The organism is Duganella fentianensis (assembly GCF_964031615.1).
Taxonomy (GTDB): Bacteria; Pseudomonadota; Gammaproteobacteria; order Burkholderiales; family Burkholderiaceae_D; genus Rugamonas; species Rugamonas fentianensis_A.
In genome coordinates, this window is record NZ_CAXIQN010000013.1 from 65,548 (window position 1) to 88,019 (window position 22,472).

General features: G+C 61.1%; 22 protein-coding genes and 1 tRNA gene. 12 read left to right on the forward strand and 11 right to left on the reverse strand.

Features of this window, described 5'->3' with window-relative positions; genetic code table 11:
- The first annotated feature begins 177 nt into the window (after positions 1-177).
- The 10 genes from ABNT42_RS08355 (at position 178) to ABNT42_RS08400 (ending at position 12,409) form a co-directional block, all read left to right on the forward strand.
- Positions 178-2,496, forward strand: coding sequence for an NADP-dependent malic enzyme (locus ABNT42_RS08355; RefSeq protein WP_348696217.1), 2,319 nt, complete (start codon positions 178-180; stop codon positions 2,494-2,496).
- 205 nt (positions 2,497-2,701) lie between these two features.
- Positions 2,702-3,745 (forward strand): GDP-mannose 4,6-dehydratase, encoded by a 1,044-nt coding sequence (gene gmd / locus ABNT42_RS08360; protein WP_348696218.1) that lies wholly within the window; start codon positions 2,702-2,704, stop codon positions 3,743-3,745.
- A gap of 10 nt (positions 3,746-3,755) precedes the next feature.
- Positions 3,756-4,658: a GDP-mannose 4,6-dehydratase gene (locus ABNT42_RS08365; protein ID WP_348696219.1), complete on the forward strand. Its 903-nt coding sequence runs from the start codon at positions 3,756-3,758 to the stop codon at positions 4,656-4,658.
- Positions 4,655-5,830, forward strand: a complete 1,176-nt coding sequence (locus ABNT42_RS08370; protein WP_348696220.1) for a glycosyltransferase family 1 protein — start codon at positions 4,655-4,657, stop codon at positions 5,828-5,830. The genes ABNT42_RS08365 and ABNT42_RS08370 overlap by 4 nt, the downstream gene beginning before the upstream one ends.
- 6 nt (positions 5,831-5,836) lie before the next feature.
- Positions 5,837-6,946, forward strand: a complete 1,110-nt coding sequence (locus tag ABNT42_RS08375; protein ID WP_348696221.1) for a glycosyltransferase family 4 protein — start codon at positions 5,837-5,839, stop codon at positions 6,944-6,946.
- 46 nt (positions 6,947-6,992) lie between these two features.
- Positions 6,993-7,694 carry a response regulator transcription factor gene (locus ABNT42_RS08380; protein ID WP_348696222.1) on the forward strand — a complete coding sequence of 234 codons (702 nt, stop codon included), beginning with the start codon at positions 6,993-6,995 and terminating at the stop codon, positions 7,692-7,694.
- On the forward strand, positions 7,687-9,069 hold the full coding sequence (locus tag ABNT42_RS08385; RefSeq protein WP_348696223.1) for a HAMP domain-containing sensor histidine kinase: 1,383 nt from the start codon (positions 7,687-7,689) through the stop codon (positions 9,067-9,069). Before ABNT42_RS08380 ends, ABNT42_RS08385 begins: the two co-directional genes overlap by 8 nt.
- An 84-nt stretch (positions 9,070-9,153) precedes the next feature.
- Positions 9,154-10,443 carry an efflux RND transporter periplasmic adaptor subunit gene (locus ABNT42_RS08390; RefSeq protein ID WP_348696224.1) on the forward strand — a complete coding sequence of 430 codons (1,290 nt, stop codon included), beginning with the start codon at positions 9,154-9,156 and terminating at the stop codon, positions 10,441-10,443.
- A complete protein-coding gene (locus tag ABNT42_RS08395; protein WP_348696225.1) occupies positions 10,440-11,180 on the forward strand; it encodes an ABC transporter ATP-binding protein in 741 nt (246 codons plus the stop codon). Before ABNT42_RS08390 ends, ABNT42_RS08395 begins: the two co-directional genes overlap by 4 nt.
- 5 nt (positions 11,181-11,185) lie before the next feature.
- The gene (locus ABNT42_RS08400; RefSeq protein ID WP_348696226.1) at positions 11,186-12,409 is read left to right on the forward strand and encodes an ABC transporter permease; all 1,224 of its coding nucleotides are present in this window, start codon (positions 11,186-11,188) and stop codon (positions 12,407-12,409) included.
- A 30-nt stretch (positions 12,410-12,439) separates the two neighbouring features.
- On the opposite strand, the gene ABNT42_RS08405 is transcribed toward ABNT42_RS08400, so the two are convergent.
- The 4 genes from ABNT42_RS08405 to ABNT42_RS08420 form a co-directional block, all read right to left on the reverse strand.
- Positions 12,440-12,880, reverse strand: a complete 441-nt coding sequence (locus ABNT42_RS08405; protein ID WP_348696227.1) for a hypothetical protein — start codon at positions 12,878-12,880, stop codon at positions 12,440-12,442.
- A 99-nt stretch (positions 12,881-12,979) separates the two neighbouring features.
- Positions 12,980-13,408, reverse strand: coding sequence for a YeeE/YedE family protein (locus tag ABNT42_RS08410; protein ID WP_348696228.1), 429 nt, complete (start codon positions 13,406-13,408; stop codon positions 12,980-12,982).
- 1 nt (position 13,409) lies between these two features.
- The gene (locus ABNT42_RS08415; RefSeq protein ID WP_348696229.1) at positions 13,410-13,844 is read right to left on the reverse strand and encodes a YeeE/YedE family protein; all 435 of its coding nucleotides are present in this window, start codon (positions 13,842-13,844) and stop codon (positions 13,410-13,412) included.
- Between the two features lie 9 nt (positions 13,845-13,853).
- A complete protein-coding gene (locus ABNT42_RS08420) occupies positions 13,854-14,141 on the reverse strand; it encodes a metalloregulator ArsR/SmtB family transcription factor (RefSeq protein ID WP_348696491.1) in 288 nt (95 codons plus the stop codon).
- Positions 14,142-14,277: 136 nt separating this feature from the next.
- Here ABNT42_RS08420 and ABNT42_RS08425 point away from each other — a divergent pair, with 136 nt between their 5' ends.
- Positions 14,278-14,841: a cytochrome b gene (locus ABNT42_RS08425; RefSeq protein ID WP_348696230.1), complete on the forward strand. Its 564-nt coding sequence runs from the start codon at positions 14,278-14,280 to the stop codon at positions 14,839-14,841.
- Positions 14,842-14,902: 61 nt separating this feature from the next.
- On the opposite strand, the gene ABNT42_RS08430 is transcribed toward ABNT42_RS08425, so the two are convergent.
- Positions 14,903-14,987: transfer RNA gene (locus ABNT42_RS08430), tRNA-Leu, on the reverse strand.
- Between the two features lie 427 nt (positions 14,988-15,414).
- Here ABNT42_RS08430 and ABNT42_RS08435 point away from each other — a divergent pair.
- Complete coding sequence (locus ABNT42_RS08435) at positions 15,415-15,786, forward strand: gel scht (protein ID WP_348696231.1); 372 nt, start codon at positions 15,415-15,417, stop codon at positions 15,784-15,786.
- Positions 15,787-15,815: 29 nt separating this feature from the next.
- Here the strand turns inward: ABNT42_RS08435 and ABNT42_RS08440 are convergent, their stop codons facing one another.
- The 6 genes from ABNT42_RS08440 to hutC all read right to left on the reverse strand — a co-directional run bounded on the left by ABNT42_RS08440 (position 15,816) and on the right by hutC (position 22,464).
- Complete coding sequence (locus tag ABNT42_RS08440; protein ID WP_348696232.1) at positions 15,816-17,540, reverse strand: glycosyltransferase; 1,725 nt, start codon at positions 17,538-17,540, stop codon at positions 15,816-15,818.
- Positions 17,541-17,643: 103 nt separating this feature from the next.
- A complete protein-coding gene (locus ABNT42_RS08445; RefSeq protein ID WP_348696233.1) occupies positions 17,644-17,913 on the reverse strand; it encodes a type B 50S ribosomal protein L31 in 270 nt (89 codons plus the stop codon).
- A gap of 179 nt (positions 17,914-18,092) precedes the next feature.
- Positions 18,093-19,355, reverse strand: coding sequence for a transcription termination factor Rho (gene rho, locus ABNT42_RS08450; RefSeq protein WP_155432799.1), 1,263 nt, complete (start codon positions 19,353-19,355; stop codon positions 18,093-18,095).
- Between the two features lie 128 nt (positions 19,356-19,483).
- Positions 19,484-19,810 carry a thioredoxin TrxA gene (gene trxA, locus ABNT42_RS08455; RefSeq protein WP_154375897.1) on the reverse strand — a complete coding sequence of 109 codons (327 nt, stop codon included), beginning with the start codon at positions 19,808-19,810 and terminating at the stop codon, positions 19,484-19,486.
- A 227-nt stretch (positions 19,811-20,037) separates the two neighbouring features.
- Entirely contained in the window at positions 20,038-21,729 is a 1,692-nt protein-coding gene (locus ABNT42_RS08460) for an ABC transporter substrate-binding protein (RefSeq protein WP_348696234.1), read from the reverse strand.
- Positions 21,730-21,741: 12 nt separating this feature from the next.
- Entirely contained in the window at positions 21,742-22,464 is a 723-nt protein-coding gene (gene hutC, locus ABNT42_RS08465; protein WP_348696235.1) for a histidine utilization repressor, read from the reverse strand.
- Positions 22,465-22,472 lie beyond the last annotated feature (8 nt).

Below are 22,472 nucleotides of genomic sequence, written 5' to 3' on the forward strand. Positions count from 1 at the left end.
GAAGCGAACGAAGGATTAATGCCGCTAAAAGCGTCAAAAATTCGGTTTTGCTGTGTTCCACATATCAATAATGCTGATAACCGTCATAGCTGTTGGTGAAAATACCTACTTAATTGAAAGAATTGGTCTGTTAGAATCAATGGCTTTCCGACAGTACAAACAGGAAGGCAGCACAGCATGGATTCGTCCTCCGAGAAAAAAGAAGAGATCCGCCAGCAATTGCGTCTGGCCGCGCTCGAGTATCACGAGATTCCCACGCCGGGCAAGATTAGCGTCACGCCCACCAAGCAACTGACTAACCAGCGCGATCTGGCGCTGGCCTATTCGCCGGGCGTGGCTGCGCCTTGCGAAGAAATCGTGGTCGATCCGGCCAATTCCTACAAATACACGGCACGCGGCAATCTGGTGGCCGTGATCACCAACGGTACTGCCGTGCTGGGTCTGGGCAATATCGGCCCGCTGGCCGCCAAGCCGGTGATGGAAGGTAAGGGCGTGCTGTTCAAGAAGTTCGCCGGTATCGACGTGTTCGACATCGAGATCAGCGAATCCGATCCGGACAAACTGGTGGACATCATCGCTTCGCTGGAACCGACTTTCGGCGGCGTGAATCTGGAAGATATCAAGGCACCGGAGTGCTTCTACATCGAACGCCAGCTGCGCGAACGTATGAAGATCCCCGTCTTCCACGATGACCAGCATGGTACGGCCATCATTGTTGGCGCGGCCATCATGAACGGCATCCAGTACGTGGGCAAAGATATCAAGAACTGCAAACTGGTGGTATCCGGTGCCGGTGCGGCGGCACTGGCCTGTCTGGATCTGATCGTCGATCTGGGCTTCCCGCTGGAAAACATCTTCGTCACCGATCTGGCCGGTGTGGTCTACAAAGGCCGTACCGAACTGATGGATCCGGACAAGGAACGCTTCGCGCAGGATACGTCGGCGCGCAGCCTTGGTGAAGTGATCCACGATGCCGACATCTTCCTCGGTCTGTCCGCTGGTGGCGTACTGAAACAGGACATGGTCCGTGCCATGGCCGCCAAGCCGCTGATTCTGGCGCTGGCCAACCCGAATCCGGAAATTCTGCCGGAAGACGTGCGTGCCGTGCGCGATGACGCCGTGATCTGCACGGGCCGTTCGGACTATCCGAATCAGGTCAACAACGTGCTGTGCTTCCCGTACATCTTCCGTGGTGCGCTCGATTGCGGCGCCACCACCATCACGCGTGAAATGGAAATCGCCGTGGTGCACGCGATTGCCGAACTGGCGCACGCCGAACAGTCCGACATCGTCGCCACCACCTATGGTGTAAGCAACCTGTCGTTCGGCCCGGAATACCTGATTCCTATGCCATTCGATCCCCGTCTGCTGATCAAGATCGCACCAGCCGTGGCCAAGGCAGCGGAAGATTCGGGCGTGGCGACGCGTCCGATCAAGGACCTGCAAGCCTATGCCGACAGCCTGCAACAGTTCGTCTACCGTAGCGGTACCTTCATGAAGCCGCTGTTCCAGCTGGCCAAGAAGACCCCGAGCGATCTGAAACGCATCGTCTACGCCGAAGGCGAAGAAGAGCGCGTGCTGCGCGCGGTACAGGTGATCGTCGATGAAAAACTTGCGCGTCCGATTCTGGTGGGCCGTCCGGCCGTGCTGGAAGCCCGCATCGCCAAATTCGGTCTGCGACTGAAGCAGGGCATCGATTACGATGTCATCAACCCCGACCATGACGAGCGCTATCGTGATTACTGGCAGTCGTATTACGAACTGACTTCGCGCAAGGGCGTGACGCAGGAATACGCCAAGCTGGAAATGCGCCGCCGTCATACCCTGATCGGCTCGATGATGATCAAGAAGGGCGATGCCGACGGCATGATCTGCGGCACCTTTGGCACCACCCAGCTGCATCTGCATTACATCGATCAGGTGCTGGGCAAGCGCGAAGGCGCCTGCGTGTACGCGGCCATGAACGTGCTGATCATGCCTGAGCGTCAGCTGGTTATGGTAGATACCCACGTCAACGAGAACCCCAACGCCAAGGAACTGGCGGCAATTACCGTGATGGCCGCCGAGGAAATGCGCCGTTTCGGCCTGTCGCCACGGGCTGCGCTGCTGTCGCATTCCAACTTCGGTTCGTCCAATAGCGAATCGGCGCAGAAGATGCGTGCGGCCCTGCAACTGGTCAAGGAACTCGATCCGACGCTGGAAGTGGATGGCGAAATGCACGGCGATACGGCGCTCGATTCCAAGCTGCGCAATGCCATCATGCCGCACTCGGAACTTAAGGGGGATGCTAACCTGCTGGTAATGCCGAACATTGACGCCGCCAACATTGCCTACAACCTGGTGAAAACGGCGGCCGGCAACGGTATTGCCATCGGCCCTATCCTGCTCGGCTGCGCCAAGCCGGTGCATATTCTGACGCCATCGGCCACGGTACGCCGTATCGTCAATATGACGGCACTGTGTGTGGTGGATGCGGTAGCCCAGCGCAAAGTCTGATGATTTTGGCGTTGCTGCGCTGAAGTCAAAGAACGGGCCGGTTCGGTGACGAACCGGCCTTTTTTGCTTTTTTGTTAGTTATTTGATGCATCGCAGGTAACAAGTTGTAACTAATGTAATGACATATTTGGTGAGAAGTGTGGCGGAAGTGGTCTGTTACAATAGTCGGCTATACAGCCTCAGATGATTTGGATTTCGATTCACCATGGATAAAAGAAAAACAGCCCTGATTACGGGCATTACCGGTCAGGACGGTGCTTATCTGGCGCAATTGCTGCTGGAAAAAGGTTATCAGGTCTACGGTACTTATCGCCGCACCAGTTCCGTCAATTTCTGGCGTATCGAAGAACTGGGTATCCAGTCCCATCCCCATCTGTCGCTGGTCGAATATGATCTGACCGACCTCGGCTCCTCCATCCGTCTGCTGCAGAACACGGCGCCGGACGAGATCTACAATCTGGCGGCCCAGAGCTTCGTCGGCGTATCGTTCGAGCAGCCGGTGACGACTGCCGAAATCACCGGTATCGGTGCAGTGAATCTGCTGGAAGCGATCCGTATCGTCAATCCGCAGATCCGCTTCTATCAGGCTTCGACGTCGGAAATGTTCGGCAAGGTGCAGGCCGTGCCGCAGAAGGAAGATACCCCGTTCTACCCGCGTAGCCCTTACGGTGTGGCCAAGCTGTATGCCCACTGGATGACGGTGAACTACCGCGAGTCTTACGGCATCTTCGGTAGCTCCGGCATTCTGTTCAACCACGAATCGCCGCTGCGTGGCCGCGAGTTCGTTACCCGCAAGATCACTGATTCGGTGGCCAAGATCCATCTGGGCCAGCTCGACGTGCTGGAACTGGGCAACCTCGATGCCAAGCGCGACTGGGGCTATGCCAAGGAATATGTGGAAGGCATGTGGCGCATTCTGCAGGCCGACCATGCGGACACCTATGTGCTGGCCACCAACCGCACGGAAACCGTGCGTGATTTCGTCAGCATGGCGTTCAAGGCTATCGACGTGGCGCTGGAGTGGAGCGGTGCGGCTGAACAGGAGATCGGCACCTGCAAGAAGACTGGCAAAGTGCTGGTCCGTGTGAATCCGAAATTCTATCGTCCGGCCGAAGTGGAACTGCTGATCGGTGATCCGGCCAAAGCCCACAAGGAACTGGGCTGGAAGCCTGAAACCACGCTGGAACAGTTGTGCCAGATGATGGTGGAAGCTGACCTGCGCCGTAATCGCGCCGGTTTCTCTTTCTAAGGACCAGGCCATGACGCTGGAAGGCGCCGGCAAGCGCGCCCTGATCACGGGGCTGTCCGGCTTTACCGGATACTACGTTGCCGAGGAGTTGCGCGCCGCCGGCTATCAGGTGTACGGCACCATTACTCCGGGGCGCACTGCCGCCGAAGGCGAGTTTGCCGTTGATCTGAATGACCGTGCCGCACTGGCGCAGGTGGTGCAGCAGGTGCAGCCCGATGTAGTGGTGCATCTGGCCGCCATCGCGTTTGTGGCCCATGGCGATGTGGAGCAGATTTACCGCGTCAACGTGATGGGTACGCGTAATCTGCTGGAAGTGCTGGCTGCGCAGACGCATAAGCCGTCCGCCGTGCTGCTGGCGTCGAGCGCGAATATCTACGGTAATACCGAGGTGGGCGTGATCGATGAAGCGGTGCCGGCTGCGCCGGCCAACGACTATGCGGTCAGCAAGCTGGCCATGGAATATATGGCGCGGCTGTGGCAGGACAAGCTGCCGCTGATCTTTGTGCGACCTTTCAATTACACCGGCGTAGGCCAGCAGGAAAACTTCCTGCTGCCGAAAATCGTCGGTCACTTCCGCCGTCAGGCCAGCGAAATCGAACTGGGCAACCTGCACGTGTGGCGCGATTTTTCCGATGTGCGCATGGTGGCACGCAGCTACCGCCGCCTGCTGGCCGCCGCGCCGGTGGGGCAGACCTTCAATGTCTGTTCCGGTCAGGGCTGGTCGCTGGGCGAAGTGCTGGACATGATGGGCGAGATCGCCGGTTATAAAATCCATGTGCGGGTCAATCCCGCCTTCGTGCGCGCCAATGAAGTGGTGCGGCTGGTGGGCGACAATGCCCGCCTGAGCGCATCCATCGGCGCGCTGGAGCCGGTGCCGCTGGCCGACACGCTGCGCTGGATGTACACGGCGTGAATGCCCCACTGAAAACTGCAGGCCTGCGCGTAGGTCTGTCTACCACCACGGTAGAGCCGGCGCTGACGGGCGGCCGCCTGGACGGGCTAGGCGTGTATAGCCGCGCCCTGCTGCAGCATCTGCCTGCAGCGGGCGTGGAAGTGCTGCCGTTTTCGTTTGCACCGCCCGGTGACAAGCCGCGCCTGAAGGTAGGCCGTGCTTTGCCGCTATCCTTCCCGCTGGCGACGCTAGGCGATCTGCTGCTGCCGTCGTCGGTACATCTGAGCACGCAGGCAGCACTGGGCCGAGGTGCCGCGCCGCTGGATATTTTCCACGCGACCGATTACCGCATCGTGCGCATGGATTGCCCCGTGGTGGCAACCCTGCATGATGCCCTGCCGATTTCCCATCCCGAGTGGTGTAGCGCCAAACAGCGCAAGCTGAAGAACTGGCTGCAGATCAAAGCTGCACGCAAGGCGCAGCATGTGATTACCGGCTCGCAGTTCTCGATCCGCGAACTGGTGGAATGCTTCGGCGTCGATGAACAGCGCATCAGCGTGGTGCCGCATGGCGTACGCGCCGAATGGTTCGATGCACCGGCCGCCGAAGCCTGTGCCGCCACGCTGCAGCAGTATGGCCTGCGCGCGGGCTATTTCCTGACGGTGGGCACGCTGCAGCCGCGCAAGAATGTGGGCCGGTTGCTGGAAGCCTATCTGGCGCTGCCGCCTGTGCTGCGCTCGGCGCGCCAGCTGGTGATCGTCGGTGCGCCGGGCTGGCGCAGCGAGGAACTGGTGGCGCAGATCAAGGCGGCGCAACAGCGTGGCGAGAACGTGGTGTGGCTCGATCAGCTGACCGACGACGCCCAGTTGCAGCAGCTGTATGCCAGCGCTGGCGCGTTCATTTTCCCCACCCTGCACGAAGGCTTCGGTCTGCCTTTGCTGGAAGCCTTTGCCAGCGGCGTGCCGGTGGCCTGCTCCGGCACCACCTCGCTGCCGGAAGTGGCGAACGGCGCCGCACTCGAATTTGATCCGCTCAGTGTGGGCGAGATCAGCAATGCTATGACCACGCTGGTGCGCGACGACACCATCCGCAACCGCTGCATCGCCGCCGGCCGCCGGCGTGCGCTGGAGCTGACTTGGGATGTGGCGGCACGCCGCACCGTCGCCGTGTATCAGCAAGTACTTAAGCGATAATCTGCCATGCGCGTACTGCATTTTTACAAGACCTACTACCCCGACACCTGGGGTGGCATCGAGCAGGTGATCCGCCAGCTCTGCGTAGGCACCAGCCGCCTTGGCATCCATAACGAAGTGCTGACGCTGACCCGCGATAGCGGTCCGCGCCAGATGGAAATCGAAGGCCATACGGTGCACCGCATGCCGCTGGCGTTCGAGATTGCCTCGACCGGCTTTTCGTTCGCCGCGATCCGCCAGCTGGCACGGCTGGCGCGCGAAGCGGATGTGATCCACTACCACTTCCCGTGGCCATTCATGGATCTGGCGCACTTCATGGCGCGCATCAAGAAGCCCAGTCTGGTGACCTACCATTCCGACATCGTGCGGCAGAAAAATCTGCTGCGCGTGTATGGCCCGCTGAAGCGCCAGTTCCTGCGCGATGTCGATGTGATCGTCGCCACCTCGCCTAACTACATGGCGTCTTCGCCTGTGCTCAAGCGCTTCCAGCACAAGACCCGCACCATTACCTACGGGCTGGATAAGAGCATCTATCCGCGTCCATCGGATAGCGTCAGGCAGCAGTGGCGCGCCCGCTGCGGCGAACGTTTCTTCCTGTTCGTGGGGGTGCTGCGCTACTACAAAGGCCTGCACATCCTGCTCGACGCGATGGCCAAACTCGACTATCCAGTGGTGATCGTCGGTGCCGGCCCGATCGAACAGGAACTCAAGCAGCATGCCGCGCGGCTGGGTCTGACCCATGTGCTGTTTGTGGGCGCGCTGGAAGAGGAAGACAAGGTGGCATTGCTGGAGCTCAGCTATGCCATGGTGTTCCCGTCGCACCTGCGTTCGGAAGCATTCGGCATCTCGCTGCTGGAAGGCGCCATGTATGGCAAGCCGATGATCTCCAGCGAGATCGGTACCGGCACCACCTACATCAATATCGATAATGATACGGGGCTGGTAGTGCCACCGGACGACGCGCAGGCGCTCGGTGCTGCCATGCGCACGCTGTGGGACAACCCTGAGCGCGCGGCGGAAATGGGCCGGCGTGCCGAAGCGCGCTACTGGGAACTGTTCACTGCCGAGACCATGGCGCGCAACTACGCCGAGCTTTACCGCGAACTGGCGGGGTAGAATAGCGCCATTCAATAGCCCCATTCCAGAATAGCCGGAGAGTCGCGTGCGCTGCCTAGTCATCGAAGACGAGATCGACACCTCGAATTACATCTGCAAGGGCTTGCGCGACGCCGGCCACAGCGCCAGTGCCTGCGCCAGCGGTGCCGAAGGCAAGGCGCTGGCGCTGGGCAGCGAATGGGATATCGTCATCCTCGACCGCATGCTGCCCGGCTGCCGCGACGGTCTGGCCATCGTCGAGCAGATGCGCGCACAGGGCAAGAGCACTCCCGTCATCATCGTCAGCGCGCTCAATTCCATCGAAGCGCGCGTGGGCGGCCTGCGTGGCGGCGCCGACGACTATCTATCCAAACCATTTGCCTTTTCCGAACTGCTGGCGCGGGTCGAAGCGCTGCAGCGGCGCAGCGCACCGGGCGCCGATAGCGCCCAGCTGCAAGTGGCTGATCTCAAGCTCGATCTGCGCACATTGCGCGTCACGCGGGGCAATAAGGTGATTGCCCTGCAGCCGCGCGAATACCGTCTGCTGGAATACCTGATGCGCAATGTGGGGCAGGTGGTGACCCGCACCATGCTGCTGGAATCCGTGTGGGATTACCACTTCGACCCGCAGACCAATGTGATCGATGTGCAGATCAGCCGGCTGCGCGCCAAAGTGGACAAGGACTTCCCCGTGATGCTGATCCACACCCTGCGCGGGGTGGGCTATCGCATGGGGGACGGCACGGAAGCAGGTAGCGCCCTTGAGTAGGCTGCGCACCTCGATTGCCGTCAAGCTGGTGCTCGGTTATGGCCTGCTGGGCACGGCCTCGATTGCGCTGGTGTCAGCGGTGTTCTATCGGGGCACGGTAGGCGTGCTGGAACGCGAGAACGATAGCCGGCTGATCGCTCAGGCCGACCGCGTGATGGCGCGTGCGACGGGGCGGCCGCACAAGGTGCTGCTGGCCGAAGTGCGGCGCCAGCTCGATGACGGCATCGACAGTGACCGTGAAATCTTCGAACTGGTGGCCGCCGATGGCCACGGCGAAGTGGGTAACCTGAGTAGCTGGCCGGTGCTCTCGCCCGAACGCGAAGATGACAACCAGCAGATCGTCAGCTCGGTCGTGCTGCGTGCCGGTCTGCCTACCCGTGCACGGCTGGTGATGCGCCCGCTGCGTCAGGGCGGCATGCTGATCGTGGGGCGCGATCTGGCCGAACAGGAAGCTGTGCGCAAGGTGATTTGGCATGCCGTGCTGGCCGGTGCTGCCGTCTCGCTGCTGCTGACGGTGGGCGGCGCGCTGCTATTCCGCAGCATGACGGAGCGGCGGCTGGGAGCGATCCGCCGCACCGCCGCGCAGATCGAAGCGGGCGATCTGAGCTCGCGCATACCGGTGGCGGGCGACGATGAATTTGCCCTGCTGGGCAGCGATATCAACCGCATGCTGGACCGTATCGAACGGCTGATGGACGGTATCCGTCATGTCTCCAACGCGATTGCCCACGACTTGCGTACACCGCTGGGGCGGATCCGCAGCAAGCTCGATGAAGCGCTGCGCCATGAACCTAGCGTGCCCCGTCTGACGGGCGCCGCGCACGATGCGATCGAACATATCGATGACCTGATCCGCCTGTTCGAACGGCTGCTGCAGATTGCGGAAGCGGAATCGGGCGTGCGTACCCGCTTGTTCGAGCGGCTGTCGCTGGCGCAGATTGCGCGCGACATGGGCGAGATGTATGAAGCCAGTGCCGAGGACCGTGGCGTAACGCTGACGCTGGAACTGGACGATGCGCTGCAGGTGGATGGCGACCGCAATCTGCTGGCCAGCGCGGTGGCCAGCCTGCTCGATAACGCCATCAAATATGCCGGTGCGGGCGCCACCGTGCGACTGGGCGTGCAAGCGTATCAGGGCCGTGCCGCCATCGTGGTGGCCGATACAGGGCCCGGCATACCGGCTGCAGAACTGGGCAAGGTGACGCAGCGCTTCTACCGCGTGGATGCCAGCCGCCACCTGCCCGGCAACGGTCTGGGGCTGGCCATCGTCTCGGCCACGGCGCTGTCGCACGGCGGCGAGCTGCAGCTGGAGGATGGGGCGCCGGGACTGGTGGCGCGCATCCTGCTCCCACTGCCGGCGACCAAGGCTATCTGATAGATTGCATTTATAACAAAATTCATGAATACTGCTAGCGTTGATCCGCATCTCGCCGGATCTCGCTCAGGGATAAATGCAACGATGGCTTTTCTGACCAAGAAAAAGATCGTGCTGGCCGTTGGCCTGCTGATCGTGGCCGGCGCAACGTCGGCCTGGTATGCCCGCTCCAAACCTGCTGCCGTCGAGCCAGCGCGCTTCCGCACTGCGCCGGTCGACCGTGGCACCATTACCCAGACGGTGACGGCCACCGGCACCATCAATCCGGTGGCGCTGATTAATATCGGCTCGCAGGTGTCGGGCACGGTGAGCGAACTGAAAGCGGATTTCAACGACCATGTAAAAAAGGGGCAGGTGCTGCTGAAACTGGACCCCACCATCTTCAACGCCGTGATCGCCCAGAGCGAAGCGCAACTGGCGTCGGCGCGGGCCAATCTGCGGCTGGCGCAGGCCACCTTCCAGCGCAATCAGACGCTGGTGGCGCAAAGCTTTATGTCTTCGCTGACGCTGGACCAGTCGCGCCGCGAAGTGGATGTGGCGCAGGCCAATGTGCAGCTGGCGCAGGCCCAGCTGGCAAGAGCGCAGGCCGATCTGAATAACTCGGTGATCCGTTCGCCCATCGACGGCGTGATCATCAAGCGGACGGTGGATCTGGGCCAGACGGTGGCCGCTTCGTTCACCACGCCGACCCTGTTCCAGATCGCGCGCGACCTGACCAAGATGCAGATCGACACCAGTGTGTCGGAAGCCGATGTGGGCGCGCTGAAAGAAGGCCAGCAGGCGCGCTTTGTGGTGGATGCCTATCCGGACAAGGAATTCGAAGCACGCATGCGCCAGTTCCGGCTGGCCGCCAACGTGGTGCAGAACGTGGTGACCTACAATGTGGTGCTGGACGTGGATAACAACGAGGAGCTGCTCAAGCCCGGCATGACGGCGCAGGTGCGGCTGCTGGTGGGGAATCGCCAGCAGGTGCTGCGCATACCAACGGCAGCGCTGCGCTTCCGACTGAGCGACGAAGAGATCGAAAAGCAGAAGCAGCAGGCCAAAGCGCTGGCCAGTGCTTCGGCTAGCGCTTCGGCTAGCGCTAGTGCTAGCACCAGTGCTGCGGCCAACGCTGCAGCAGCGGCTACCGCAGCCGCCGGCAAGGCCAGCGAGAATGTGGCGGCGCAGGAGGACGATGCCGCTTTCCGCAGCAAGAGCGAACTGGCGCGCACTTTCAAGATCTACACGCTGGATGACAAGAACCAGCCGGTGGCAAAGGATATCCGCATCGGCCTGTCCAACTTCCGCTATACAGAAGTGGTGGGTGGCGACCTGAAACAGGGCGATAAAGTGGTGACCCGCACCATCAACGAGAAATCGGGTGAGCTGTGACAGCGCCGCTGCTGATCGATATCCGTCAGGTCACCAAAAGCTACCACTCGGGCAACGTTGAAACGCAGGTGCTGTTCGGAGTGGATCTGGCTGTGCCAAGGGGCGATTTCGTCGCCGTGATGGGACAGTCCGGCTCCGGTAAATCGACCCTGATGAATATCTTCGGCTGTCTCGATCAGGCTAGCGGCGGCAGCTATATGCTCGACGGTGTGGATACGCTGACGCTGTCGCGTGCCGAACTGGCCACCATCCGCAACCGCACCATCGGCTTCGTGTTCCAGAGTTTTAACCTGATCAAGCGCATGAGCGTGGCAGAGAATGTAGCGTTGCCGCTGATCTATGCGGGCGTGTCACGCTCCAAGGCGCATGCCAAAGCGCTGCTGGAGCTGGAGCGGGTGGGGCTGAAGGACTATGCCAAACGCACGCCCAACCAGCTCTCTGGTGGCCAGCAGCAGCGCGTGGCGATTGCCCGTGCGCTGGTGGGCGATCCGCCGCTGATACTGGCCGACGAGCCGACCGGCAACCTCGATACCCAGACCAGCATCGATATCATGCGCTCGTTCCAGCAGCTCAACGAACAGCGCGGCATCACCATCCTGCTGGTGACCCACGAGCCGGACATCGCTGCCTATGCCAAGCGCCTGATGCGCCTCAAGGATGGCCGCGTGCTGTATGACGGCCCCGCTGCGGAAGGCTTGCGCCAGCTGGCAGCTAGCCACGAAGCTCTAACGGTATAAATCATATGAATCCTTTACAGATCGTGGTGGAAGCCTTCCGCTCCATGATGGCCAACCGGCTGCGCACCCTGCTGACCATGCTGGGTATCATCATCGGGATTACCTCGGTGGTGCTGCTGCTGGCCGTGGGCGACAGCATGAAGCGCTTCATCGCCAAGGAACTGGAACAGCTAGGCACGAATATGCTGTTCATTTCACCGGGCGGCGATCGCGCCCAGCAGCAGCGCATGCGTACAGGCGCAGCGCCGGCACTGACCATGGCCGATGCGGCCGCACTCAACCAGTTGCCGTCGCTGGCCGGTGCTGCACCTGTGCTGCAGGGCGGCTTTAATCTGGCCGTCGGCAACGAGAACGCTTCCAAGACGGTGCACGGGGTGTCCACGGCCATGTTCAAGATCCGCGGCTGGAAAATCGATCAGGGCAATGTGTTCAGCGATGCCGATGTGCGGGCGGCGGCACGCATGGTGGTGATCGGCCACAAAATCGCCGACCAGTTCTTCTACAAGACCGACCCGCTGGGCAAATACATCCGCATCGAGAATGTCTCGTTCCAGGTGGTGGGCGTGCTGTATGGCGAGGGCAAGCAGGTCGATGGCGGCGATCTGGCCGACTATGTGCTGGTGCCGATTACGGCGGCAGCAGCGAATCTGGTGCGCCTGCCATTCCCCGGCAATGTGCATTATGTGGTGGCGCAGGGTAAATCGGGCGGCAACCTGCAGGATGCGATACAGGATATCAACGAGACGCTGCGCGACCGCCACCACATCAAGTACGAACAGCCGGATGACTTCCGCATCGATAATCTGGCCTCGTTCGCGGAAACGGCGCAGAAGATCAGCGCCGGTCTGGCCGCCTTACTAGGCCTGATCGGCGCCATTTCGCTGATCGTGGGCGGGATCGGTATCATGAACATCATGCTGGTTTCGGTCACCGAACGTACCCGCGAAATCGGCATCCGCATGGCGATCGGCGCCAAGCCACGCGATGTGCTGTGGCAGTTTCTGACGGAAGCCGTGGTGATCTGTCTGGTCGGTGGCCTGTTCGGCATTGTGCTGGCCAGCGGTGCGGCGGCAGCGATTACGGCGACTGGCAAGTTCGATGTCTTCATCACCTTGCAGGCCGTGGTGGTGGCCTGCGGCTTTTCCAGTCTGGTGGGGGTGTTCTTCGGGTTCTATCCGGCGCGGCGTGCTTCGCGCCTGCTGCCGGTGGATTGTCTGCGCTACGAATAGTGGCAACGCTGGCGTGCCGGCACGCCAGCGTCAGAAATCGAACTTGCTGCTACGGCCTTCCTGCGGTTTGCTGGCGGCCTGTGCTTGTGCCTGCTGTTCGCGCAGCGCCTGTTCGCGTCGCTGCAAGGCTTCCAGTTTGCGCTGGGCCTGACGGGCATTGAAATCCACCACGCGCTGCTGGGCGGCGCGGCCGACTTTGCTGTTGTGCAGGATGGTGATCTTCTGCTGCATGGCCACAGCCCACAGCACGAATACCAGTACCAGCGCCAGCAGGTAGACGGTCTGCCACAGGGCGTAGTTTTGCTGGATGAAGGGGAACAGGGGACGAGCATCTTCCAGCCAGCCTTGCCCCAGCACGGCGAAAAATCCCGCCAGCGCGCCCCATGCGGCGGTCTTGGCAATCAGCCAGCGACTGGCTGTTACCCGTTCATCCCAGTAAGCTAAGGAGTCAGAAGACGTGTCGCGCGGCATGGCAGTAAATCAAACGTGTGCAAAACAAAAGATAGTGCGAATTATGACATATTTTCCTCAGGGGAAACTATTCTAGCACTAGATTGCAACACGGAAGTCTTAGCTGGAAGAGGACCGCAAGCGCCGTTCGGCCAGTTCGAATAGGCCCATGCCCGCCACCATGGCCGCCACAAAACCCGCTGCTTTGGGGTAGCCGGCACCCATGGCCACCAGTGCCGGACCGGGGCAGAAACCGGCCATGCCCCAGCCTATGCCGAAGGCGGCGCTGCCCAGCACCAGACGGGCCGTGATGGTGTTATTGGCGGGCAGTTGCATGGGCAGGCCCAGCAGGGAAAGCTGGCGTCGCCGTGCCAGCATGAAGGTTATGCCGCCGATGCCGATAGCACCGGCCATGACCAGGGCCAGCGAAGGGTCCCAGTGACCGGCCAGATCGAGAAAGCCCTGTACCTTGACGGGGTTGGCCATGCCCGAAATGATCAGGCCGAGGCCGAACAGCAGTCCGGCCAGCAGAGAAGTCAGTACCAGCATATCAGGCTCCCAGCAGATGACGTTGGATATACACAGTGATGAAGCCGGCGGCCATGAAGGTCAGAGTGGCAACGATGGAGCGCACGGCGCCGCGCGACATGCCGCACACGCCGTGGCCGCTGGTGCAGCCGCCCGCGTAGCGGGTGCCGAGGCCGACGATGAAGCCGGCCGCCAGTACCGTGCCCCAGTCGGCGTGGATTTCCGGTGCGGTGGCGTAGCCGATCAGGCTGGCCACAAGGGGGGAACCGATCAGTCCGGCCAGAAAGGCCAGCCGCCAGTGGCGGTCATTGCGCGGCCAGCTGAGTAGTCCGCCCAGTATGCCGCTGATGCCGGCGATACGGCCATTGAACAGTATCAGTACGCTGGCGGCAATGCCGATGATCAGGCCGCCCGCGAGGGACAGGCCGGGCGTGAAATGGCTGAGATCGATGGTCATGCTCTAATCCTAGTCAGGTTGGGGGCAGAATTGCTGATACAGCACTTGCATCACGGCCAGCGCCTGCGTGCTGGCCACCGAGTAATAGATGTTCTTGCCGTCGCGCCGCGTGTGCACCAGCCCGTTGCTACGCAACACGCCCAGCTGCTGCGACAGGGTGGGCTGGTGGATGGATAGCAGAGCTTCCAGTTCTCCTACGGAATGCTCGCCCTGCGACAGCTGGCACATCAGCAGTAGCCGGTCGGGATTGGAGAGTACGCGCAACAGGCCGCAAGCTTGCTCGGCGGCGGCATGCATGGCATCTAGCGGCAGGGTGAGAGTATCGGGCACGGCATATCCTTCATTTTGTGGTTTTATATTATATTGAAAAATATAGTGTTTGTGCGATAAAATTCAAGTGCCAAATAACCACCAATCCGATGACGAGGATGACATGAATCTTTTCCGTCCACAGGCAGTGCCCACCGTAGGCTGGCACTATGACCGTTTTGCGCTGGCGCTGCACTGGCTTAGCGCCGTGCTGCTGGTGTTCATGACGGGGTTGGGCTGGTACATGATGGAGATCGAACACACCCCGCCAGCCAAGCCGTATTTCATCCTGCATAAATCGCTAGGCCTGATCGTGCTGGCGCTGGTGCTGGTGCGTATCTGGTGGCGCCGCGGCCATCCGGTGCCGCAACTGCCGTCGCAAATGCCGGCCTGGCAGTTACGTGCCGCGCAGATGGTGCAGGTGGGGCTGTATCTCTGCATGCTAGCGTTGCCGATGGCGGGCATAGCCGGTGCGGCGCACAGCAAGTCGGGACTGGTGTTCTTCGGCTATGTTCTGCCACGGCTGGCTGCGCCTAATCATGACATGGCCGAAACCTATTACGACATCCATGGAGCGCTGGTGTGGCTGCTGGTAATACTGGTGTGTGCCCACATCGCTGGTGCCCTCAAGCACCGTTTCATCGACAAGGACGGCGTATTCGAGCGCATGGTGCCGGGGCGGGATTAGGCTGCACTAGCATTACGGCAATAAAAAAAGCACTGACGAGTCAGTGCTTTTTTTGTATCTCTGGTGCCCGAGGCCGGACTTGAACCGGCACGCCTTGCGGCGGCGGATTTTGAGTCCGCTACGTCTACCAATTTCATCACTCGGGCGACGCGAGCGTCATTATCACTGATTTGCCCTATTGCTGCAAGTTCGGGGTCAGATCTGTCATTCGGACATCCATGGCGCACTTTTGCGCCAGATCAGCACCTGCACCATATTCCCTAGAGTTAAGCAGATCGACAAATCTATCTGAAATGACTAATTCAGCTTTTTGAGGTTATGACTTTTCTCAATGGTGAGCGCTGCATGTCCGAATGACAGATCTGACCCCGAAGTTTGGCCTCGAGGTTGCACTGAGATTTGCGGTTTATCGCGCTAGTTTGCCGTTGGTGCCGGTTTATCTGCGGCTCGTCGCATAGGCCAGTTAGGGCTGATTTTTCTTGCTATTGTGCTTACGTCGACCGCTGAAAACCAAGTCCAGCGGTGACTCCTGTAGCGCTAGAACTTCCCCCCTATCTTACTATGGAGCACACCATGAAAACTCTGATCGCCGCCTTAGCCGCCACCCTCACTCTGGGCCTCGCCCATGCCGCCGATGTAACGGTGCAAGTTAAACCCGCCCCCAGCTATCACTTGAACCAGCAGGAACTGTATGACCTGGAGCAGTCGTTTGCTCTCAGTAATGGCCAGACCATGAAGTTCACCACCAATCTGACGCGTATCTATGTGCAGGTGGATAAGGGGTCGCGTGTGGAAATTTTCCCGGTGGCGAAAGATCGCTTCCAGAGCGATGCCGGTACCCAGTTCGAGTTCCGCGACGATAATGAAACCGTGGCCGTGGCTAATTTCGGGCTGCTGCCTATGGCCGAAGCACCGGCCAAAGCCGTGGTGCTGGCGCGCCGCTAATACACTGCTAACCCGCGCCAGCGTCCCCCTTAGTCTGCCCGGCGGTACAGGCGGAAGCGTTCTTCGCGATCCGCCGCACGCCGCCCTTCCCACAGCAGTTGCCATTGCTTGCCCCGGTACTGGGGCAGAATCTCATGCTCGTCCTTCACCCGTATGCTGTCCTGTAACAGCAGCAGCTCGCAGCGCTGCGGCTGTATGCCTTCGAACGGCAGCGCGCCGTAGTAGGCGAACGAGGCGCGCTGGGCGGGACCCACATTGGTGGCGATGCAGCCGCCGCCTGCCGGTACTTTTTCCGCAATCTGGCGCGCTACGGCCGCATAGCTCTTGGAGTAGTTGACGTCCGGCAGGAACAGCGTCATCAGCAGAATCCAGATCAGTATCAGGCCGCCCGACGACAGTACCACGGCGCGCCACAGTACTGCCGGCTGACGCGAGACGCGCCAGTGCACCAGCACGAACCAGCCAGCGGTGGCCGCCAGTGCCACCAGCAGGGCGATCCAGCCCAGTTCCGGCGTGAAGCCGGGCACCAGTTTCAGTGCGTTCTTAGCGGCTTTCGGCGGCCAGCCCGTCAGCTTGGCAAACCAGAAGATCCAGATGATGGCGGCGCACAGCGTCAACGCCATCACGGAGAACCAGTCGATGGCGTTAATCGCGCCCCGCTTCATGGTCAGCAGGCCGAAGGCGGCCATGATGGCCAGCGGCGGCAGCAGTACTAGCAGCTGGCTTTGTTCCGGCAGCGGATGGAACAGAGTCAGCAGCATGCCCATGGTGACAAACGCCAGCGGCACGACGATGTGCAGGGCGCGGCGCTGACGCCGCCAGGCCCACACCGCCCAGCCGGCAAATGGCCACGCCGGCCAGTAGAACCAGGTGCCCACACGCAGGAAGAATTTGACCGACAACATACTCGGCAGGCCTAGCTGGAGCAGATTCCAGCCCAGCCAAGCCTGCAGCGGTTGCTGGCCATACGGTTGCAGTAGTTGCGCCGGCAGCAGCCACAGGGCCGCCACGGCGGCACCTACGGCCAGTGTGACAGCCAGATCGCGCACGGCGCGGATGGCGGGCTGGTCGAGCCAGCGGGTGCAGGCAAACAGGGCCAGCATGAGGAAGACGGGGGTAATCCAGCCGCGCGTCAGGGTCAGCAGGCCGACCGCCAGCCCGCTCAGGGCGGCATTGCGCAGCGATGGCGCTTCCGCATAGCGCACGGTGCGGTACAGCAGCAGGGTGACCAGCGAGACCTGCAGCGCTTCCGAGGTGGTTTCATGGCTGTGCAGCAGCAGGCCCAGACAGCCCAGATAGATCAGTACGGCGGCATCGGCCAGCGTGCGGCCAAAGTCGTTTGGTTCGGGCTGGCCGCCGAAAGCCAGCCGCAATGGCTGGGCATCTTGCCGCCGGCCCAGATTGAAGGTGGCGTACCACAGTGACAGCACACCCAGCAGGAAGATGCCGACGGTGGCGACCCGTGCCGCCAGCACGTCGCCCAGCAGTGGGCCAAACAGTTTGATGCCCAGTGCGCCCAGCCAGAACGCCAGCGGGCCTTCTTCCGGCATGGACAGGCCGGCGATATTCGGCCACAGCCAGTCCTGCCAGCTGCCATGGGCCATCGTCCACATGATGCCGAAGCTGGCAGCGTCGTCGTTCTTCCATGGTTCGCGTCCGATCAGGCCGGGCAGAATGTAGAGCAGGCCGAGGGCGAACAGGGCCCAGCGTGGCAGGGCCAGCGTGGCGGCGGCAGGAAGACGGACGGGCTTCATTGATCAGTATGCGAGTGAAGTAGTATGCGAGTATGAAGGAAACGCCGGAGGCTAGAAACAAAAAAAGCAGCCAGAGGCTGCTTTTTCTGAAGCGGCGGCTGGATTAGCCTGCTGCAACGGCAGTTTTGGAACCAACGGAACCAAATTTCTGACGGAATTTTTCCACGCGACCAGCGGTGTCGACGATCTTGTGCTTACCGGTGTAGAACGGGTGCGATTCAGCCGAAACCTCGATCTTTACCAGTGGGTATTCTTGACCATTGTGCTCGATGGTTTCACGGGTCTGGATGGTCGAACGGGTAACGAATTTGAAATCGCACGACAGGTCGTGGAACACAACTTCGCGGTACTCTGGGTGGCCTTCTGGTTTCATAATTGCTCTCGGTTAGGTAGGTAGCCAAACAGCACTTCGTCGGTCGCTACTGCTTCTTGACCCGATTGCCGCTCACTTGCCTGATTTAAAAAATAATACGGTCGCGTATTATACAAGAAAATCGGGCCCTTGCCACGGTTTAGGTGGCAAGGGCCCGACGGGCATGATGGGGGGGCTGATTAGCCGCCGCGTCTCATCATGTCGAAGAACTCACCGTTGTTTTTGGTGGCCTTCATCTTGTCGAGGATGAACTCCATCGCTTCGATCTCGTCCATCGAGTACAGCAGCTTGCGCAGAATCCAGATCTTCTGCAGCTGGTCAGGCTTGATCAGCAGTTCTTCGCGGCGGGTGCCCGATTTGTTCAGGTTGATAGCCGGATACACGCGTTTCTCGGCCAGACGGCGCTCCAGGTGTACCTCCATATTGCCGGTACCCTTGAATTCTTCGTAGATCACGTCATCCATACGCGAACCGGTTTCGATCAGCGCAGTAGCGATAATGGTCAGCGAACCGCCTTCTTCGATGTTACGGGCGGCGCCGAAGAAGCGCTTAGGACGCTGCAGTGCATTGGCGTCCACACCACCGGTCAGTACCTTGCCGGAGGCCGGGATCACGGTGTTGTAGGCGCGTGCCAGACGGGTGATGGAGTCGAGCAGAATCACCACGTCTTTTTTCATTTCGACCAGACGCTTGGCTTTTTCCAGCACCATCTCGGCAACCTGCACGTGGCGGGTGGCCGGTTCGTCGAAGGTGGAGGCGACCACTTCGCCGCGCACCGAGCGTTGCATTTCCGTCACTTCTTCCGGACGTTCGTCGATCAGCAGCACGATCAGGGTCACATCCGGGTGGTTGGCCGTAATCGCGTGGGCGATGTGCTGCAGCATCACGGACTTACCGGATTTCGGCGAGGCCACCAGCAGGCCGCGCTGGCCTTTGCCGATCGGTGAAATCAGGTCGACGATACGGCCGGTGATGTTTTCCGTACCATTGATGTCACGTTCCAGACGCAGCGGCTCGTTCGGGTGCAGCGGCGTCAGGTTCTCGAACAATATGCGGTGTTTCGATGCTTCCGGCGATTCGCCATTGACCTTGTCCACCTTGACCAGTGCGAAGTAGCGTTCGCCGTCTTTCGGGGTACGTACTTCACCTTCGATCGAATCACCCGTGTGCAGGTTGAAGCGACGGATTTGCGATGGCGAAATATAGATGTCGTCGGTCGACGCCATGTAACTGGCGTCGGGCGAACGGAGGAAACCGAAACCGTCGGGCAGCACTTCCAGAGCGCCGTCGCCGAAGATCTGTTCACCCGCCTTGGCGCGCTTCTTCAGGATCGCGAACATCAGCTCCTGTTTGCGCAGCCGGGCGGCGTTGTCGATATCAAGACCGATGGCCATCTCGAGCAGCGCCGAGACGTGTAAGGCCTTTAATTCAGATAAATGCATAGTTGTTGAGTGTCCCGTGACGGGAAAGTAAAGGTAGGGGAGGGAACGACGTGGTGTTGTTTAGAAGGCGACGTTGCGAGCGCAACGTCGTCCGTGCGGCCGCCGCAGCGGCTCTGCAGATATTTTACTTAGATATTGCTGTCGATGAAAGAGGTCAGCTGACCTTTTGCCATTGCGCCAACTTTCTGGGCAGCGGCCACACCGTTTTTGAACAGAATCAGGGTAGGAATGCCACGGATGCCGAATTTGGCAGGCACAGCCTGATTGGAGTCTACGTCCAGTTTGGCGATGGTCAGTTTGCCGTCGTATTCCTTGGCCACTTCTTCCAGAATCGGGGCAATGCTCTTGCAAGGGCCGCACCATTCAGCCCAGAAATCTACCAGCACAGGGCGGTCGGACTTCAGTACGTCGGCTTCGAAGGATGCATCGGTAATGTGTTTGATATTTTCGCTCATATATTCCTCAATCGAGGTTCTGTGGGATGAATAACGCCTGGGGATTATGCCACGTTGTCTGCAAGGTCATCAGGGTTGCCTAGTGGGCAGCACATGGGGACCAAATGCGCGAATTCAATGTGCTAGAGGGGATGGCAACAAGATCGGCAGGCGGGGATGGCAGAAATAATAACCCATTTTTTAAAAATGTGCGGCAAATTGTCGCAGGGGCGGAAATTTTTGCCGGACTAGTGGTCGGCGGCGACTTGCTGCCCGCCGTGCGGGGCGCTGCTGACTGCCGCAGCGCCGGTGCCGCGAGCGCTGGCTGGTGCGGTGGCCGGACGCAGGCAGAGCGCCAGCGCGCTGACGGCGCGGCGCTCATCGGTCACCGGCTCGATATTTGCCAGCAGCCACAGTACGGAGCCGGCGGGTGTCGGCAGGCCGATCAGGGTGTCGATGACGGGGGCGGCACTGGTTAGCGCCTGTTGCAGCGGGTGGTTGCTGGCGTCGTAAGGGCTGCCGTCGGCGCGCAGGGCGGGCCAGCACAGCTGTCCGGCCGGCGGCGCAGCCTGCGCCAGCAGTTGCCGGGCACACTGGTTGGCGGCGCGGATCTGGCCATCCGGTGTGAGCAGCAGCATGGCATCGTTGCCGGCATCCGGCAGGGTGCTCTGGCTGGCCGCTTCGGTTTGCAGGCTGGGGACGCTGTTGGTGCGCGCCCAGCCGGCTTCAGTGCTGGCGGTTGCGCTAGTGGCTGCATTAGTAGCTGCATTAGTGGCTGCGCTAGTGGCCGCATCAGGTGCTGTAGCGGCGAGCGTGCTCTGACGGGCTGGCCGGTAGACGGGCAGCAGGCGGTGGCGCAGGCGCCACAGCAGCGCGGCGATCAGCAGCACCACCAGCAGCGGCAGCAGCCATGGCAGGTGACGGCGCCAGCCCTGCTGTGCTTCCGGCTGATACAGGAAACCATCGAGTTTGAAGTCTTCCGGCAGCATACCTTGCGCGATATAGCTGCTGGCGATGGCTTGCCAGCGCACGGGATCGCTGTAGCCCAGTTCTATGCTGTCCTGTGCCAGCAGGGGCACGATGTGCTGGGCTTCATATAGCAAGTGTTCGCGGCTGTGGCGGTGGGGGTAGCGCGCGCGGATCAGGTCGACCAGCTGGTCCGGATGCTGCATGGCGTAGGCCCAGCCGCGCAGCGTGGCCGCGCGCACGGCGGCAGCGCGCTGGGGATGGTTGCGCAGCTCGCTTTCGGTGGTGTACAGCACGTCGCCATAGAAGTCGTCACCTTGCGCGCGGGGGCTGAGGATCTGGTAGCCCAGGCTGCTGTGTTCGAGGATGTAGGGGGCTTCGGTGGTGTAGATGGACATGGCATCGATGCGGCCATCGAGCAGATCGTCGTAGCTGAAATTGTGGGTGACCGGTAGCAGCGATTCGGTCGCTACGCCGTGCTTGCGCAGGAACAGGGCCAGTTCTTCATTGTTCGGCGCCAGCATGATGCGGCTATTCGGTTCCAGCTGCGCCTTGCCGCCCACGCCACGCCGCACCAGCAGGGCGGCGGCCGAGTGCTGGTAGAGCGAGGCCAGTACCACCACCGGCAGGCCGCGCGCACGGGCTGCCAGCAGGGCGGTATTGCCGATGCCATACTGGGCTTCGCCGCGCAGCACGGCTTGCAGGCTGTCCTGGCCGGGCTGGGCTTCCAGCAGCCGCACGTCCAGCCCTGCTTCACGGTAGTAGCCCTGATCCTGCGCCGCGTAGTAACCGGCGAACTGGAACTGGTGGCGCCACTTGAGCTGGATGTTGACGGTTTCGCCGGGGTCGCCCGCATGGACGCTGCCAGCTAGCAGCAGTCCCGCCAGCATGGCCAGCAATAGGCGCAGGCTCAGGTACGCCCGCTTAAGGGGAATGGCAATGCGACGCAATGGCAGGGGCAGATGGCGGCGCATGGTCAGGTTCTGCTAGTAGCCGACGCTGCCGGCAAACTGGTAACGATGGCCCGGATGCCACATGGTGGCCAGCGAAGCCACCTGACCGTTGGAGCGGGTCTGTCGGCGCAGCACCAGACAGGGCTGGCGGGTATCAATGGCCAGCATGTCGGCCACATCGCGCGGGGCGGGCAGGGCTTCGATGCTATAGGTGGCGTCCTGCAGGGGCGCCGCGCGCATCAGGTATTCATTCGGTGTGATGCTGGCGTAATCCTGTTCCATATAGTCGGGTGCCAGCTTGGGATTGGCCCAGCGGTCTTCCACCTGTATCGGCACGCCGTTCTCGAAATGCACGATGACGGAATGGAACAGCGGGTGGCCGACGGGCAGATCGAACTGGCGTGCCAGCAGTTCGCTGGCCTTGCCCCGTTCCAGCTGCTGCAGGCTGCTGCGGTGGGCGTGGCCACGGGCACGGATTTCGTCGGCGATGGAGCGGATTTCCACCAGCGTGGCCTGCACCTTCTGCTGTGCCACGTAGGTGCCGGAGCCCTGTCTGCGGGTCAGCACCTGTTCGGCGGTGAGCTCGCGCACGGCGCGGTTGACGGTCATGCGCGACACGCCGAACTGCTTGACCAGTGCCTGCTCGGAAGGGATGACATCGCCTTCCTTCCATGTGCCATTGGCGATCTGGGAAAGCAGATAGTCCTTGATACGCTGGAATATCGGGGTGTTTTCTGACTGTGCTACGGCTTCCAAACGGCTTC

Excerpts from the sequence above, each read along its gene's own strand:
- ABNT42_RS08355 (WP_348696217.1), top strand. The coding sequence starts at position 178 with ATGGATTCGTCCTCCGAGAAAAAAGAAGAGATCCGCCAGCAATTGCGT.
- gmd (WP_348696218.1), top strand. The coding sequence starts at position 2,702 with ATGGATAAAAGAAAAACAGCCCTGATTACGGGCATTACCGGTCAGGAC.
- ABNT42_RS08365 (WP_348696219.1), top strand. The coding sequence starts at position 3,756 with ATGACGCTGGAAGGCGCCGGCAAGCGCGCCCTGATCACGGGGCTGTCC.
- ABNT42_RS08375 (WP_348696221.1), top strand. The coding sequence starts at position 5,837 with ATGCGCGTACTGCATTTTTACAAGACCTACTACCCCGACACCTGGGGT.
- ABNT42_RS08390 (WP_348696224.1), top strand. The coding sequence starts at position 9,154 with ATGGCTTTTCTGACCAAGAAAAAGATCGTGCTGGCCGTTGGCCTGCTG.
- ABNT42_RS08400 (WP_348696226.1), top strand. The coding sequence starts at position 11,186 with ATGAATCCTTTACAGATCGTGGTGGAAGCCTTCCGCTCCATGATGGCC.
- ABNT42_RS08405 (WP_348696227.1), bottom strand. The coding sequence starts at position 12,880 with ATGCCGCGCGACACGTCTTCTGACTCCTTAGCTTACTGGGATGAACGG.
- ABNT42_RS08410 (WP_348696228.1), bottom strand. The coding sequence starts at position 13,408 with ATGCTGGTACTGACTTCTCTGCTGGCCGGACTGCTGTTCGGCCTCGGC.
- ABNT42_RS08415 (WP_348696229.1), bottom strand. The coding sequence starts at position 13,844 with ATGACCATCGATCTCAGCCATTTCACGCCCGGCCTGTCCCTCGCGGGC.
- ABNT42_RS08420 (WP_348696491.1), bottom strand. The coding sequence starts at position 14,141 with ATGCATGCCGCCGCCGAGCAAGCTTGCGGCCTGTTGCGCGTACTCTCC.
- ABNT42_RS08425 (WP_348696230.1), top strand. The coding sequence starts at position 14,278 with ATGAATCTTTTCCGTCCACAGGCAGTGCCCACCGTAGGCTGGCACTAT.
- ABNT42_RS08435 (WP_348696231.1), top strand. The coding sequence starts at position 15,415 with ATGAAAACTCTGATCGCCGCCTTAGCCGCCACCCTCACTCTGGGCCTC.
- ABNT42_RS08440 (WP_348696232.1), bottom strand. The coding sequence starts at position 17,540 with ATGAAGCCCGTCCGTCTTCCTGCCGCCGCCACGCTGGCCCTGCCACGC.
- ABNT42_RS08445 (WP_348696233.1), bottom strand. The coding sequence starts at position 17,913 with ATGAAACCAGAAGGCCACCCAGAGTACCGCGAAGTTGTGTTCCACGAC.
- rho (WP_155432799.1), bottom strand. The coding sequence starts at position 19,355 with ATGCATTTATCTGAATTAAAGGCCTTACACGTCTCGGCGCTGCTCGAG.
- trxA (WP_154375897.1), bottom strand. The coding sequence starts at position 19,810 with ATGAGCGAAAATATCAAACACATTACCGATGCATCCTTCGAAGCCGAC.
- ABNT42_RS08460 (WP_348696234.1), bottom strand. The coding sequence starts at position 21,729 with ATGCGCCGCCATCTGCCCCTGCCATTGCGTCGCATTGCCATTCCCCTT.